The 13,462-nt window shown below is 66.2% G+C and carries 12 protein-coding genes; 8 read left to right on the plus strand and 4 right to left on the minus strand.

Annotated elements, in window-relative coordinates:
* Nucleotides 1-858 precede the first annotated feature (858 nt).
* Entirely contained in the window at nucleotides 859-1,383 is a 525-nt protein-coding gene (locus tag RYL44_RS01905; protein ID WP_314974901.1) for an NADPH-dependent FMN reductase, read from the plus strand.
* A 177-nt stretch (nucleotides 1,384-1,560) separates the two neighbouring features.
* On the opposite strand, the gene RYL44_RS01910 is transcribed toward RYL44_RS01905, so the two are convergent.
* On the minus strand, nucleotides 1,561-3,384 hold the full coding sequence (locus RYL44_RS01910; protein WP_314974935.1) for a dolichyl-phosphate-mannose--protein mannosyltransferase: 1,824 nt from the start codon (nucleotides 3,382-3,384) through the stop codon (nucleotides 1,561-1,563).
* A 154-nt stretch (nucleotides 3,385-3,538) separates the two neighbouring features.
* Here RYL44_RS01910 and RYL44_RS01915 point away from each other — a divergent pair, with 154 nt between their 5' ends.
* The 7 genes from RYL44_RS01915 (at nucleotide 3,539) to RYL44_RS01945 (ending at nucleotide 11,052) form a co-directional block, all read left to right on the plus strand.
* Entirely contained in the window at nucleotides 3,539-4,678 is a 1,140-nt protein-coding gene (locus tag RYL44_RS01915; protein ID WP_314974902.1) for a metal ABC transporter substrate-binding protein, read from the plus strand.
* Nucleotides 4,678-5,394: a metal ABC transporter ATP-binding protein gene (locus RYL44_RS01920; protein ID WP_314974903.1), complete on the plus strand. Its 717-nt coding sequence runs from the start codon at nucleotides 4,678-4,680 to the stop codon at nucleotides 5,392-5,394. Before RYL44_RS01915 ends, RYL44_RS01920 begins: the two co-directional genes overlap by 1 nt.
* Entirely contained in the window at nucleotides 5,391-6,398 is a 1,008-nt protein-coding gene (locus RYL44_RS01925) for a metal ABC transporter permease (RefSeq protein WP_314974904.1), read from the plus strand. The genes RYL44_RS01920 and RYL44_RS01925 overlap by 4 nt, the downstream gene beginning before the upstream one ends.
* A complete protein-coding gene (locus tag RYL44_RS01930; RefSeq protein ID WP_314974905.1) occupies nucleotides 6,395-7,258 on the plus strand; it encodes a metal ABC transporter permease in 864 nt (287 codons plus the stop codon). Before RYL44_RS01925 ends, RYL44_RS01930 begins: the two co-directional genes overlap by 4 nt.
* Before the next feature lie 329 nt (nucleotides 7,259-7,587).
* Entirely contained in the window at nucleotides 7,588-8,223 is a 636-nt protein-coding gene (locus RYL44_RS01935; RefSeq protein WP_276738988.1) for a response regulator transcription factor, read from the plus strand.
* On the plus strand, nucleotides 8,223-10,610 hold the full coding sequence (locus RYL44_RS01940; protein ID WP_314974936.1) for a sensor histidine kinase: 2,388 nt from the start codon (nucleotides 8,223-8,225) through the stop codon (nucleotides 10,608-10,610). Before RYL44_RS01935 ends, RYL44_RS01940 begins: the two co-directional genes overlap by 1 nt.
* A 160-nt stretch (nucleotides 10,611-10,770) precedes the next feature.
* Entirely contained in the window at nucleotides 10,771-11,052 is a 282-nt protein-coding gene (locus RYL44_RS01945; RefSeq protein WP_314974906.1) for a hypothetical protein, read from the plus strand.
* 131 nt (nucleotides 11,053-11,183) lie between these two features.
* On the opposite strand, the gene RYL44_RS01950 is transcribed toward RYL44_RS01945, so the two are convergent.
* From RYL44_RS01950 to RYL44_RS01960, 3 genes are all read right to left on the minus strand, one after another.
* A complete protein-coding gene (locus tag RYL44_RS01950) occupies nucleotides 11,184-12,032 on the minus strand; it encodes a variant leucine-rich repeat-containing protein (protein WP_314974907.1) in 849 nt (282 codons plus the stop codon).
* Nucleotides 12,029-12,556, minus strand: a complete 528-nt coding sequence (locus tag RYL44_RS01955; RefSeq protein WP_314974908.1) for a hypothetical protein — start codon at nucleotides 12,554-12,556, stop codon at nucleotides 12,029-12,031. Before RYL44_RS01955 ends, RYL44_RS01950 begins: the two co-directional genes overlap by 4 nt.
* A gap of 154 nt (nucleotides 12,557-12,710) precedes the next feature.
* Complete coding sequence (locus tag RYL44_RS01960) at nucleotides 12,711-13,451, minus strand: hypothetical protein (protein WP_073982858.1); 741 nt, start codon at nucleotides 13,449-13,451, stop codon at nucleotides 12,711-12,713.
* Nucleotides 13,452-13,462 lie beyond the last annotated feature (11 nt).

A 13,462-nucleotide genomic window follows, 5' to 3' on the forward strand; every position in this document is an offset into this window, starting at 1 on the left:
GAACCTGGCACGAAACCTACTAAACCGAAACCAACACGTTTTGGCCTATAAGCCTCGATCTACTTGCATGCGAAACTGCTCCGAGCGAGCGCACCCGCCCGCATGTGGGCCCGCTCAATTGCATGTCGGCGTGCTCTTGTGAGCCTGGGCAGCCCAGCCCACCCACGCGTGTGAGGGTTGGCGCGCCTGTCTGAGGGTTCACGTGCGCATCTCAGAGGCTCACGCGCGAGCGTGCCGTCGAGCTGTCCCGGGCGCTCGGCCTTCAGGCCCGAGGCGCGCCTCCTGCGCTTGGTATGGGGTAGACGCAGGGGTCGTGCGTCTCTTCGGCGCTGGGTGGCTAGGAACTGGCGGGGCCAACACGTTTCGTCCTCTCGCGCCTCTACTCAGTAATCTCGCACGTAATTCCCCTGAAGCTCCTTCAAACATTGAATTTACATCGTTGGAATTGCAACGTTTTCTCGCGGTCTCGAAAAATTACCGTCTTAAATTACGTGCGAAATTTGTCTGGGCCGGGCCTGCCATCGCCCCCGTCGTGGTGGCCAGGCCTGCCGCCGCCCTCGTCGTCGCGGCCAGGCCTGCCATCGCCCTCGTCGTCGCGGCCAGGCCTGCCGCCGCCCGCCGTCGTCGCGGCCAGGCGCTGCCACAACACCTGTGGCCTACCTCAGCAACACGAAATGTCCTATAACCCTCAACGTGCGCGCATAGACAACCCCTCGTTGGGCAAGAATCGGGGACGGCAGCGAGCCCTTTCAACAATTTGTGGGACCTGTGTCCTATTTGATAGCGGCTGGGGTTGTCCTGCAATGATGCAGGCTGTACAGTACTTGATGTTTCAATAAACCTGTGAAAGGAAATGTCATGGCCTCCTTTGCCGTTGTACTCGGTTCAATCCGCCCTGGTCGTGCCGGCGAACAGGTTGTCCGTTGGATCGAGGAGCAGTCGCTCCAGGTTGAGGGCGTCAACCTTGTCTTCATTGATCTCCGTGACTATAATCTTCCCCTCTTTGCGGAACAGGTGCCGCCGTCGATGCAGGCCCCGACCCTGCCCGAGGCCGTGCGCCTTCGCACCAGCATCGAGGCTGTCGACGCCGTTGTCTTCGTGACCCCCGAGTACAACCACTCGGTGCCTGCTGTGCTGAAGAACGCGATTGACTACCTGCCCCCGGCTACCTTGAAGGACAAGGCTACGGCCCTGGTTGGTTACTCCTACTACGGCGGCGTTACTCCGCGCGCCCACCTGCGTGAGGTCCTCTCCACCTTCGGCGCTGACGTCCGCGATCAGGAGATTGGTATTAACCTCGGTTCCGACTTCGCCGATGGAGCTTTCGTGCCGTCCGACGAACTCAATGCCCAGCTCCGCGAGCTTCTCGCCTCTCTGGCCTGAGAGGGGTAGTTCGAGGGAGGTGCGGCTTGCGCGCGGCATGTGCGAACCTTGAGAGACCTTCGATGATAGGCGGGTGGCCCGGCAGTAACTGCCGGGCCACCTGTTTGGCGTCCTCGTGCCTCGTCGGTTCGTGGGGTTACATCCACGGTTGGTGGTCGCGTGTGGGCGCGGGTTTGGCTAGATCCAGGATGACAGCCACATGTGGGCGCGCCAATAGGTGTAGTCGATGACGTCCGCGCGCCACAGTGGCATGAATGAGATCGCGCATCCCAGGATGGCGATGATCAGCGCGGCGGCCATGACTCGTCCCATGATCACTGTCGTTCGTGGAACGGGCGCGGCGAGTGCAGCGGGTGTGTCCGGCGGGGTGCCGTCGGGAGTTACGATTCCGGCGAGGAGGCTTACCATCCATGCGACCGCCAGGGCGACGAACGGTGCGAAAGCTACCGTGTAGAAGGTGAAGATCGTGCGGTGCGCGTATGCGAGCCATGGGACGTATAGGGCGAGGTATCCGGTGAGGATGACTCCCGCACGCCAGTTTCGTACGTAGAGCGTGCCGCAGATGACGATTAGGAGGGCGCCTATGCCCAGCCACCAGAGAATCGGGTTTCCTAGGGCGACGACGTCGGTGGCGCAGTTGCCGGAGGGGCAGCCGGTGATCGAGTCGTCGTTCTTCCAGTAGAAGGAGGTGGGGCGGACTTGGATGAGCCATGTGAGGGGGTTGGATTGGTACCGGTGGGGGGTTTCGAGTCCGTTGTGGAAGGTCCACATGCCCTTGTGATAGATCCATAGGTCGACCAGGGCTCCGCCGAATCCGGATATGCCTGAGCGTCCGTGACCGTATGCCTGTGGGTGCGTGAACCAGCTGAACCAGGAGGCGATGTAGGTCAGGATCGCGGTGGGTACCATGAGGATGAATGCCCACCACACGTCTGCGAGGAGGGCGCCGATGATGGGTGAGGGGTGTCCGGCGCGCCAGCGGCAGGTGATTTCGCGGAGGGCGACGAATAGTCCGAGGCATGCCAGGACGTAGATGCCGGACCACTTGACTGAGCATGCGAGGCCGGAGAGGATGCCGGCGGCCAGCAGCCAGGGGCGGTTACCTGCGTTTGGGCCAATGGCGATGCCTCGCCAGTCGCGTAGGGTCAGGTATCTGCCGAAGGCGCGCCAGCCTGCCCGTGGTGCGCCGATGCGTTCCCAGGAGCGGAGCTTGCGTTCCAGGGTGGGCTGTGACATCTGTTGGTCTTTGACGAAGCAGAGGAAGGCGGCCAGGGAGAACATGGTGAGGAAGCCGTCGAGGATGGACGTGCGGCTCATGACGATCGCCATGCCGTCTGTGGCGAGGAATAGTCCGGCGATGAGTGTGAGGGCTGGGGATTGGAAGAGGTTGTGGGCGAGCCTGCATAGGAGGAGGACGGTGATGATGCCGCAGATGGCGGTCGTGATGCGCCAGCCGACTGGGTTTGCTTGTCCGAATATCTGCATGCCGAGGGCGATGAGCCACTTGCCGGTGGGTGGGTGGACAGCGTACGAGGCTGTTGTGGATAGTCCGGAGAGTTGTCCTGCTGCGAAGGACGGGTCGTAGTTTTGGGGCCACGTGCCTTCGTAGCCGAGGGTGAGGAGGGACCACGCGTCCTTGACGTAGTAGGTCTCGTCGAAGATGAGCGTGCGGACGTTGTCCAGGCCGGGCAGTCGGATGAGGGCTGCGATCAGTGTAGCGATTGCGGTGGCCGCCCATCCGGCCGCGGGGGTGCTCAGGAGGGTGTCCCATTGGCGGGGTTTACTCGGGGACGAGGCCGGGGTGGCCGACTCGGGTTCCGTGGCCGCGGGTGGCGGGTCCTGGGCGTCTCGTGACGGGGGCGTTGTTGCCTCGCAGTAGGCGGGCGCCGAAGCGCTGGCGGGCGCCGAGGTGTCGACGTGTTCCTCGGGGGAGACCATGTCGTCGTGCGTCTGCGTCTGGGCGCCTCGAGGGGTGTTGTGGTTCGTGTTCGTCGTGTCCATCACCTAGCGAGTGTAGCGGGCGGCGTCGCGTGGGCAAATAGAGGCTGCACATCTGGCGAGGTGCGGTGGGAAGATGTGCACTCCGATGGAGTTGAGAAGCGTTCTCGAATTACCCTATAATTTTCGGGTACCCGAAAAGTTTGTAGGAGCGAAGATGATCCACTCACCAACACGCCGCGCGAGCCTCGCCCTCCTCGGCCTCGCCCTCGCGCCGCTGGCGGCGTGCGCCCCCGCCTCCTCGGCCCACGGCCTGACGATCGTCGCCACGACCACGCAGATCTGCGACTACGTCACGCAGATCGCGGCGGCCTCCAGCGACCTCTCCCTCGACAAGACCGACGCCTCCGGCACACAGACCCACGTCGGGGCCACCCCCGAGGGCGCCGCGCTCACAATGAGCCTGACGTGCCTCCTCGCCCCCAACGCATCGGCCCACGAGCATGAGATGACCCCCTCCCAGACCGCCGCCCTGGCCGACGCCGACGTCATGGCCGTCTCCGGCGTCGACCTCGAGCACTTCCTCGACGACGCGGTCGCCTCCTCCGGATTCCACGGGCGCATGGTCGTCACCTCCGGCGTCCTGACGGCATCGGACGTCGACAACCCCGGCGCGCCCGACCCGCAGACCCCCTACGCGATCGACCGCGGGACCGAGCGCGTCGAGGTCTCCCCCTGGCCCTTCCCGCCCGAAAATGCGGGCGAGGCACCCGAGTTCCGCTTCGATCCGCACGTGTGGACCTCGCCCAAGCGGGCCCGCATCCAGGTCGCCAACCTGGGGGCCGGACTGGCCGCCGCCGCGCCCGACGCCGCCTCCTCGATTAACGCGGCCACGGCCTCGTACCTGGAGGACCTGGACGCCCTCGACGCCTGGGCGGGGGAGGCGATCGAAACCGTCCCCGAGACCCAGCGCGTCCTGTTCACCTCCCACGACGCGTTCGGCTACTTCTCGGCCGACTACGGGATTCGCTTCATCGGCGCCGCCCTGTCTGACTTCAACGACCAGCAGGACGCGACCGCGGACCACATCGCCTCGGCCGTGCAGGCCGTGAAGGACTCAGGAGCCGTCGCCATCTTCGCCGAAAACTCCAACAACTCCAAGTCCATCGAGGCGATCGCGCGAGGCGCGGGCGTCACCCCCATCGTCGGGGACGATGCCCTCTACGGCGACTCGCTCGGCCCGGATGGCTCAGAGGGGGCGACCTACGTCGGTTCGATTATCCACAACACGCGCGCGGTGACCCAGGCCTGGGGCGGCACTGTCCCGGCCCTGCCCGAGCGACTGGCGGCCCGCTGATGGCGACTCTCGTGTCCTTCCGGGACGCGACACTGGGGTATGGGGGCACCCCGGCGCTGTCCGGCCTGACTCTCGACGTCGTCGGGGGAGGGGCCCTCGCCCTCGTCGGCCCCAACGGCGGCGGAAAGACCACGCTCATGCGCGCCGTCGTCGGCACCTGCTCGATCCTGTCTGGGCGCGTGGAGGTGAACGCCGCGCGTATTGGCCTGGTGCCCCAAAGCGCCGACCTCGACCTTACCTTCCCCGTCAGCGCCGCCGAGGTCGTCACCATGGGGCTCATCGGCGAGGCCGGCTGGGGCAGGCGCATCACCGCGGACATGCGGCGCCGGGTGAGCGCCGCCCTCGAGCGCGTCAACCTCGCCGACCGGGCGACCCGTCGCTTCGGCACGCTCAGCGGCGGCCAGCGCCAGCGCGTCCTTGTCGCGCGCGCACTTGTCGCCCGCCCCGAGCTGGTCATGATGGACGAACCCTTCAACGGCCTGGACGCCCCCAGCCGCGACATCATCACGCGCCTCATCGCCTCTCTCACCGAGGACGGGGTGGGCGTCGTCGTCTCCACACACGACCTCTCCCTCGCGCGCGACGTGTGCTCGCGTGCGTGCGTGCTCGCCTCGCGCCTCGTCGCCCTCGGGCCCACGAACGAGGCCCTGGCCCCCGAAATCCTCGCGCGCGCCTACGGGTCGAGCGCGGATGAAGCGATCGCGTCCCTGTCATGATCGCCCCCTATCTGCTGCGCCCGATCATCGTCTTGGGCCTGCTCGCGCTCGCGGCGGGCCCGGCCTCGACGCTCGTTAACCTGCGCCGAGCAGAGTTCGGCGCCGAGACCATGGTGCACGGCGTCTTCCCCGGCATCGTCGTGGGCATGGCCGTCGGCGGGCGGGGTGCCATCATTCCCGGCGGTGCCGTGTGCGCGGCCCTCATTGCGGCCGCCCTGACGGCCGCGTCGCGGCGCCCGCGCTCCAGTGAGGCGACGACCGCGGTCCTGCTCACCGCCTTCTTCTCCCTCGGCATCGTCATCTCGCTGCGCATCGGCGACATGTCCGGACAGCTCGAATCCCTCATGTTCGGCCGACTCCTGGACATCACGCCCTCCCGAATGTGGACGAGCGGAGCGGTTCTCGTGGCGGCCTTCCTGCTCCTGCTGGCGACCTGGCGCGCCCAGGTCGCCGTCGCCTTCGACCGAGAATCCGCCGCCGTGTCGGGGATTCCCCTCACCTGGATCGACGTCGCCTTCAACGCGGCCCTCGGCGCGATCGTCGTCGCCGCCTCGACGGCCGTGGGCGTGCTCCTCGTCGTCGGCTACCTCGTCGTGCCCGGGGCCTGCGGGCGCCTCCTCGCCGCCGGCACGCGCTCGATGGCGGTGTGGGCGGGTACCTGCGCGCTCGCGGGCGGCTGGCTCGGATTCGGGGCCGCCCTGGCGCGCACCTCCCGTCCCCTGTCCCCGCAGGCGTGCGTCGCCCTCGGCGTGCTCGCGTGCTTCGTGCTCGCGTGCGCGGCGCGGGCCCTGCGCGAGCGGCGCGCGGGGCACGACGAGGCCTCGGGCGGCCCTCGGGGCACCGTGGACCCGCGTGAAACAACGCGTGAAACAGGTGCTGTCGTGGGACCAGATCTGAACTCCGCGCGTGAAACGGCGCGTGAAACGGGGGAGAGTGCGGGCCGTGAGCGTGAAACAGCGCGTGAAACGCGGGCGGCGACGCTTGCGGCGGGGGAGGCATCGTGATCCTGAGCCTCCTCATCGTCCCCGCCCTGCACGTCACGCTCATCGGAGCGCTCGGCGGCCTCGTCGGCGCGTTCGCATACCTGGACCGGCGCATCTTCTTCGCCGAATCCGTCACCCACGGCACCTTCCCCGGCGCGGTCCTCGGCGTCGTCGTCGCCTCCGCCCTCGGCCTGGGACACTCGGGCATGTCGGCCGCTCTCTACGTCGGCGCCTTCCTCGGAACAATCCCACTGGTCGCACTCATGCGTCGCCTCGCCTCCATCCCCGGGATCTCCAGCCAGGGGGCCGCGGGCATCGTCCTCACCGCCGGCTTTGCCGCCGGCTACTTCCTGGCGACCTGGTTCAAGCCCCTTCCCCTCGCGGTCAGCTCCTTCCTGACCGGATCCGTCATGACCGTCTCCCCGGCCGACGTCGCGTGGGCGGGTGCAGTCCTGATCCTCGCCGTCGTCGTTGTCGCCGCTGGGCACCGCCAGCTCCTGGCCCACTGCTTCGATCCCGCCGACCCCGCGGCGGCGCGCGGCGCCTCGCGCGACGAACGCATCATCCTTGGCCTCATCCTCGCAGCCGTCACCGTCGCGATCCCGGCCGTCGGCACGATTCTGTCGATCGCCCTCATCGCCGCCCCCGCCGCCGCGCTCGCGCCCCTCGTGCGAAGCTCGCGCGCCTTCCTCATCGGATGCCCGCTGCTCGGCGCGGCGCTAGGAATCGCCGGCCTTGCGATCGCGGTCCCCGCACGGCTCAGCGCCGGCGGCACCATCGCGCTGGTGAGCGCGGGCGCTGTCCTCGCCTCGCGCGTGCCCGCACGGATTCGCTCGCGAGGCATCGGCACCGCACGCGGGGCAGGGGCGGGGAACCGCTGAAGAAACCCGGGCCTTGGGTCGCCACGAAACGGACACCCGACGGCGCTGTGCGCGCGAAGGCTGCCCCTGCCTCGTCCCTGAGCGCGGAGTATGACAACAGTCAGCCATCGCCCCTCCAAAAACCCGAACAATCACTATTCTCGCGCGCACAGTGCGTGTCGATGTGTCCTCCACCCACCATGCTGCTCACAAGAAGATCCGCGCTGTTGTCGCGACTTGAAAAGCCACCTGACCAGCGGTGTTGGAAAAAGCGTTCCTGGACAATTAGACTGAGAAAAAATACGTCTAAGCCCGGTCAATGAGACCCAGAAGCGCGGGGAGGTACGAAGATGAAAAACAGTGCGCAGATCGTCGTTATTGACGACCACCGCGTCGTCGGCCTCGGCGTCAAGGCCGCATTCGAGAACCGAGGAGTCGACGCCTCAATCAGCTGGGTTCCGACCGCTCGCGAAGCGCGGTGGAAGCGCGGGCAGGTCGCCGTCCTCGACCTGCGCCTCGCCGACGGCTCCGCCCCCGACACGAACATCGCCTACATCAACGGATACGGGGTCCCCGTCGTCGTCTACACCTCCGGCGACGACCCGTACCTGGTGCGCCGAGCGATCGCCGGGGGAGCGCTGTCCATCATCCGCAAGTCAGCGCCACCCGACGACCTCGTCGAGGCCGTCCTCGCCGCCGCCGACGGCGTCACCTTTCCGACCCCGGATTGGGCCGCCGCGCTCGACGCCGACGAAGACTTCGTCGCCGACCACCTGTCTGACCTCGAGGCGCGAATCCTCACCCACTATGCCTCCGGCGAGAGCTCTGCTTGCGTCGCGCGCACCCTGAGCGTCTCAAAGAACACCGTCAATACCTACATCGCTCGAATCCGCGACAAATACAGGGAAGCGGGACGCCACGCCGATTCCCGCGTCGACCTTTTCCGACGCGCAGCTGAAGACGGCCTCGTTAGTTACTTCGAGTGATGCACCCGCGCACGCTCGGCCCCTACGCGCTGCAGATGCAGCGCCTCATCATCCTGACCTGCGTCCTCGCAGCCATCTTCATCACCATCATCAGCGGACCCCAACTGGTTCCGTTGGGGCTTTCGCGCGCTGAGCTCGCGCAGTGGGTCGTCTACTCGCCGAACCTGATCCTCCCGCTCTGCGCCGGAGCGTGCGCTCTCGCCGCGATGCTCAAAGCGGTGACCACACGCAAGCATACGTACATGTGGACCGATACCGGCTGGTTTATCCTCACGCGCCTCTACCTCGCGTTTTACCTTGCGCTCATCGTCGCGTGCGCGTTCCTGCCAGCCATAAACCTCGGATCCCCGGTGCCCCCGGTGTATTTCCACGCCATCGCCTCCGACACGAACCCGATCCTGGCACTCTACCCACTCGCTGCGATCAGCTGCATCGCCGTCCTGCGCGGACGCTACACGGCCGCCTACCTCAGCGCCATCGCTCCGCTGCAGATCCTCGTCATGATGAGCGCCAACCCCGACAACAAACTACTCGAAACATCGGTCGGCCCCCTCTTCTTCCTGCTCACCGCCATGGCCAACGCGGGAATGCTTGAATGGGCCCTCATGATCGTGCGCGGCCTCGACCAAACCCGCGCCAACGCCCGCGACGCGGAGCGCGCGCTCGCGGGAGAACGCGCCCAGGGGCGCGCACGGGCACGTAGCAACGGTCTCATCCACGACTACGTGCTCTCGGCCCTGATTCTCGCCTTCAAGCGAGGTATCGATGACATCGAGGTGCGCGCGGCGGCCCACTCTGCGCTGTGCGCCCTCGTCCCCGCCCCACCCTCCAACGGGTTCATGGACGCTGCGCAGATACGGGGAGCCTTCGAGGCCCTCGTGCGATCCCGGCACGCGCACTGGAAGGTCGCATGTCACCTTCCCGCAAAAGGCTGGCAGATCCCCGCCCAGGTGGGCGCCGAGGTCGTCGCCGCGACCCACGAGGCACTCAACAACGTTCGCCTCCACGCAGGATCCGACACCTCCGACCCGAGCCAGCCCGCGCGCTGCCACGTCGTTGTCTCAGCCGGGGCGGACTCCATGCGTGTGACGATCACCGACACGGGACAGGGCTTCGACCTCGAGCGCCTCGCCGAGGGACGACACGGCGTCCGGGGTTCCATCGTGAAGCGGATGGAGTCGGTCGGTGGCCACGCAACCCTGGCCTCGAAGTCCGGCGGAGGCACGCTCGTGACCCTGGAATGGCACGACCCCCAGAGTCGACGCTTCAAACCGCGGGAGGCGATTCGCTCCGCGTTCGCGTGGCGGCCCCGCGCGGGCACACGCGACAAAGACCCGTCGCGCACCGCGTGGGATTCGCAGGTCCGCGCGGTCGCAGAATCGCGCGGCGCGCGGCTGCTTGTTCTCGCCGGCGTTGTGTTTCATAGCTATACGGTGGCGATCGAATTCAGCCACGGGGCCTACTCACACAGGGGCCCCGTCATCCTCTCCCTCGCGATCATGGCGGTCGCAGGAACCCTGTTGGTGGCACCGTGGCCCGACCGCGTGCCCCCGAAACTCGTGACGTGGGGGAGTGCCGCTGTGATCGGTGTGTCCAACCTGCTTGCGCTCACCCCGATTCGGGTAGCGTCCGCATGGCCGGGCTGGTCCGGGTGGAGCGCGGGCGCGTCGATGTTCCTCGCTGTGCTGCTCCTCCTGCGTCAGCGCACGGCCGAGGCCGTCGTTGGTTGCGTCGGCTTTGTGGTCGCAGTCGGCGCCTGGGTTGCACTCTCAGGTAGGCCGCCCGGCCTCGTCTTTACCTTCACGATCGGTCACATCATCACGTTCTTCTTCTGGTTCGCCCTCGTGTCGTGGTCGGGCACTGCGACCTCCGCGATCGAACGATCCCTCAAAGCTGAGGAACAGGCGCGCCTGGAGAGGGAACTGCAGGTGAGCATTAATTCGGCCATGGCAGTCAAGCTCGCCGACGTGTCCGTTCGCGTGCGCGGGACCCTCGAGGCGCTCCGAGACGAGGAAGTGACACCTGAGATCGCCATGGAGGCGCGCCTGCTCGAGGCGGAGCTGCGCGACGAGATCCGCGCGCCTTACTTCACGGGGACCGAGGTCGTGGCGGCTGCGAGGCGCGCGCGGAGCCGAGGCGTCGAGGTTGTGCTGTTCGACGACCGCGGTGATGCTACCCGCGGTGGGAGTACGGAATACGAGGAGCGTTTACGCACGCGCATCGTCGAGCGTGCCGTCGCTGCTCTCGACGAGGCCGGGGCTGGGCGAGTGGTTGTGCGCGCCTGTCCTGCGGGCAGGCAGTGGGCGGCGACGATCCTCACCGATGCGGGGCTGGCTGTCGTGGAGGCGAAGGAGGGCGCCGTCGAGGTGGGGGAGGAGGGCGACTAGCATCCGGGGCCGCGGGCGCTGTTGGGAGTACATGAAGTAATACATGGTTACCATGTATTACTTGTGATATTTGTGACAGTCTGGGGTGTGGGTGGGTGCATACTGGAGAGGGCCGAAGGGTCTTTCTATCAATCCACGACATAGACATCAGGAGTCTGACATGACACGATGGAGCAAGACGGTCGGCGCAGTCGCCGCCGTCATGGTTGCGGTTTCACTGACGGGTTGCTCTGGGGCGACGACGACCAAGGGCGGCGACACGACCTGCAAGGAGTACATGGCGATGTCCTCCGACGATCAACGCGACGCAGTCAAAGCCCTTTTGTCAGAGAAGGGAAAAAAACCGTCAAACGCTGAGATTACGCTTGCGAGGAGCTCAGCGAAACTCTTCTGCGTGACGGTGGGTAACGATCAGTCCAAGATTCGTGAAATCAACGGATAAACGTCGCCTACCTTCGCGCATGTGGGCCCCTCGCCCACGACGGAGTGCGGGTAAGGACGCGAACGTGAGTGTGGGGGCCGCCCAAATGGGCGGCCCCCACACTCGTCGGGCCTCGCGCGTTGGCCACAGACCTACTCGTTGGTGATATGGCGATCGAGCCAGGCCCTGAGATCCGGGTACAGGGAGGGGTTCTTCGACAGGGTCGCCCACAGGTCCGGCCTCGTGCGGGCGATCTCCGCCTGAACGTCCCACGGGGTTTCCGGGTCGATGGCGTCGGCAATCGTGAACCTGCTGGCGGAGGAGGGCGTCGCTCGCGTCATGTCCGGGTCGTTATCCTCCGGCGCGGTCGCCCCGTCGGCTGGCGACGGGGGTTGCGACTCCTGTGAGGGAGGCTGCGGGGCCGGGGGTTCCGTTGCCTGTTGTGGGGTGGACGCAGCGTCGGACGCGGAGGTGGCGAGTGGGCCGATTGAGATCGGCTGGTTCACCGGTGCGGCGTCAGTGGATGATGGAAGCGGGCCGATCGAGACGGGGCGGTTGGCCTCTTCGAAGGCGCCCTGCTGCGGGGCGGACGGTTGCATCCCAGCTGGCGCGGAAGGGGGCGTGGACGCCTGGGGTGCCCCGGCCTCGTACATGCGAGCCTGCGCCCCACCCATCGGTGGGTTCGGCGCCATCATGGGCGCGGTCGGCATCCCCGGCGGGCGTTGCGTGGCGGCGTAGGCCTGCTCAACCCACGCCCGGTATGCCTGCGCCTCCGCAGCGTTGGTGGCCGGCACGGTCCTCCACGGCTCGGGGTCGACGGCAGCGAGCGGGTCGGGCAGCAACGCGGGACCGAAGTACGGGTACAGGTACGCCAGGCCGGCTCCCACGAGTACGAGGATCAGGGGGAGTATTTTCGTCGCATCGTCATCTGCGGTGAAGAACCAGATGGCGCCGATGGCAATCAAACCGACGCCGGCGAAAATCGGAATGTTATGTTTCATTGACGCTTCCATTGTGTCTTACTTTCTTCGCTCGTCACGACGCAGTAGGGATCGCGCAACCGCAGTGCCCTGATGACTCGTCGCTCCAAATTGGCCAGACTTTTTGCTTCGGGTACCAGACCGTTGAGTTGTCTCGATTGGGGGACGCTCCACGACAGTGATCCGTCGTCTTCGAGAGACAGCATCGCGATCCAGTCGGGGGAGCCGAACTTCCATCTCAAGGTAAAGAAGATCGTGCTCTGGTCGTCGCTTCGCACCTTGAAAATGGTGGCCGCCCACCAGCTGAGCGACTCTGTGCCTTCCGGAACGTCGATCGCCGCCCACGCGGCGTCGAGGAGTTCCTGCGGCGACGCCGACCGTGGCGTCACGCGATGTGAGCGCGCCACGGCGCCTTCGCCCTCACGGTGGCGTTTCCGGAAGATGAGCTGACGGGCCTTCGCCTCGGCTTCCTGTCGCAGCCGGAGCCACCCGTAATAGAGGAAACCGAGCGCGACGAGAATGAGGATAGCTATCGCAAGTTCCATGAAGTGTTCTCCTATGAATCAGACAATGGTACGAAAGAGTGGTGAGGAGTCAGCAAAGCCGACCTTTGTTTCCTCACAACGTGCGGGACTGGGCGTCGTTATTGTCCGCGCCCGCCGACGACTAGCGTCACAGCGGTCCCCGGCCTCGTGGCTCTCAACTGGAGGATTCCTCAACAGCCGCGTTCTCGGCGTCGGTTACGGTCCCTGCGTCGTCCTGGTCGGTCGAATCCGTGACGAAACGAGACGCCGCGATGAACAGGTCGAAGAGTTCGAGCATGAGGTGCTTGATCATGGCCATCTGCGTCACGAAAGAGACGATCACGATCTGCTTCGTGTCAGGCACGTGCGCCCAATAATCGACGCGCATCCGTTCGAATTGAAGCTTCTCCGCCTCGGCGCGCAAGGCCGCCTCCTCCGGCGTCTCGTCCTCGGGGGCCTCGACGTGGAATGAATCATCCTTCTCGATGAGCACGCGGCGCAGCGCCCGGAAGTTCGCGCCCTCAACTTCCACGAACTCGTCGTCCGCGTCCTCGAAGCCCATTCGGAGGATGCTAAACACCTCCTCGCTCTCGGTGCCAATCGCGGGGCTCATGCGCAGCCCCGGCGGCTGATAAACCGTGATGTTCACAGGGAAAGGCGCATCCTTTTCCAGCTCCTTGCCGAAGTACATCGCGACGGCGCCGCCTTCCATGGCCTCGGCGCACGCATCGACCACCTGATCGTGCATCTGGCGACGCAGCACGGCCGCGTCGTCCGCCGGGCCGACAATGCCCTGGACCATGCGCTCGACGTCCTGCTCCGAGGCCCCCTCATCCGTGATCGCCACGGGGTACCAGGTGCCCGGAAGCGTGAAGATCAGGCGAGGTTCATCGCGGGTATTGTTATCGCTTGTCATCGTTGATTCTG

Source organism: Actinomyces bouchesdurhonensis, assembly GCF_963540955.1.
Lineage (GTDB): Bacteria > Actinomycetota > Actinomycetes > Actinomycetales > Actinomycetaceae > Pauljensenia > Pauljensenia bouchesdurhonensis.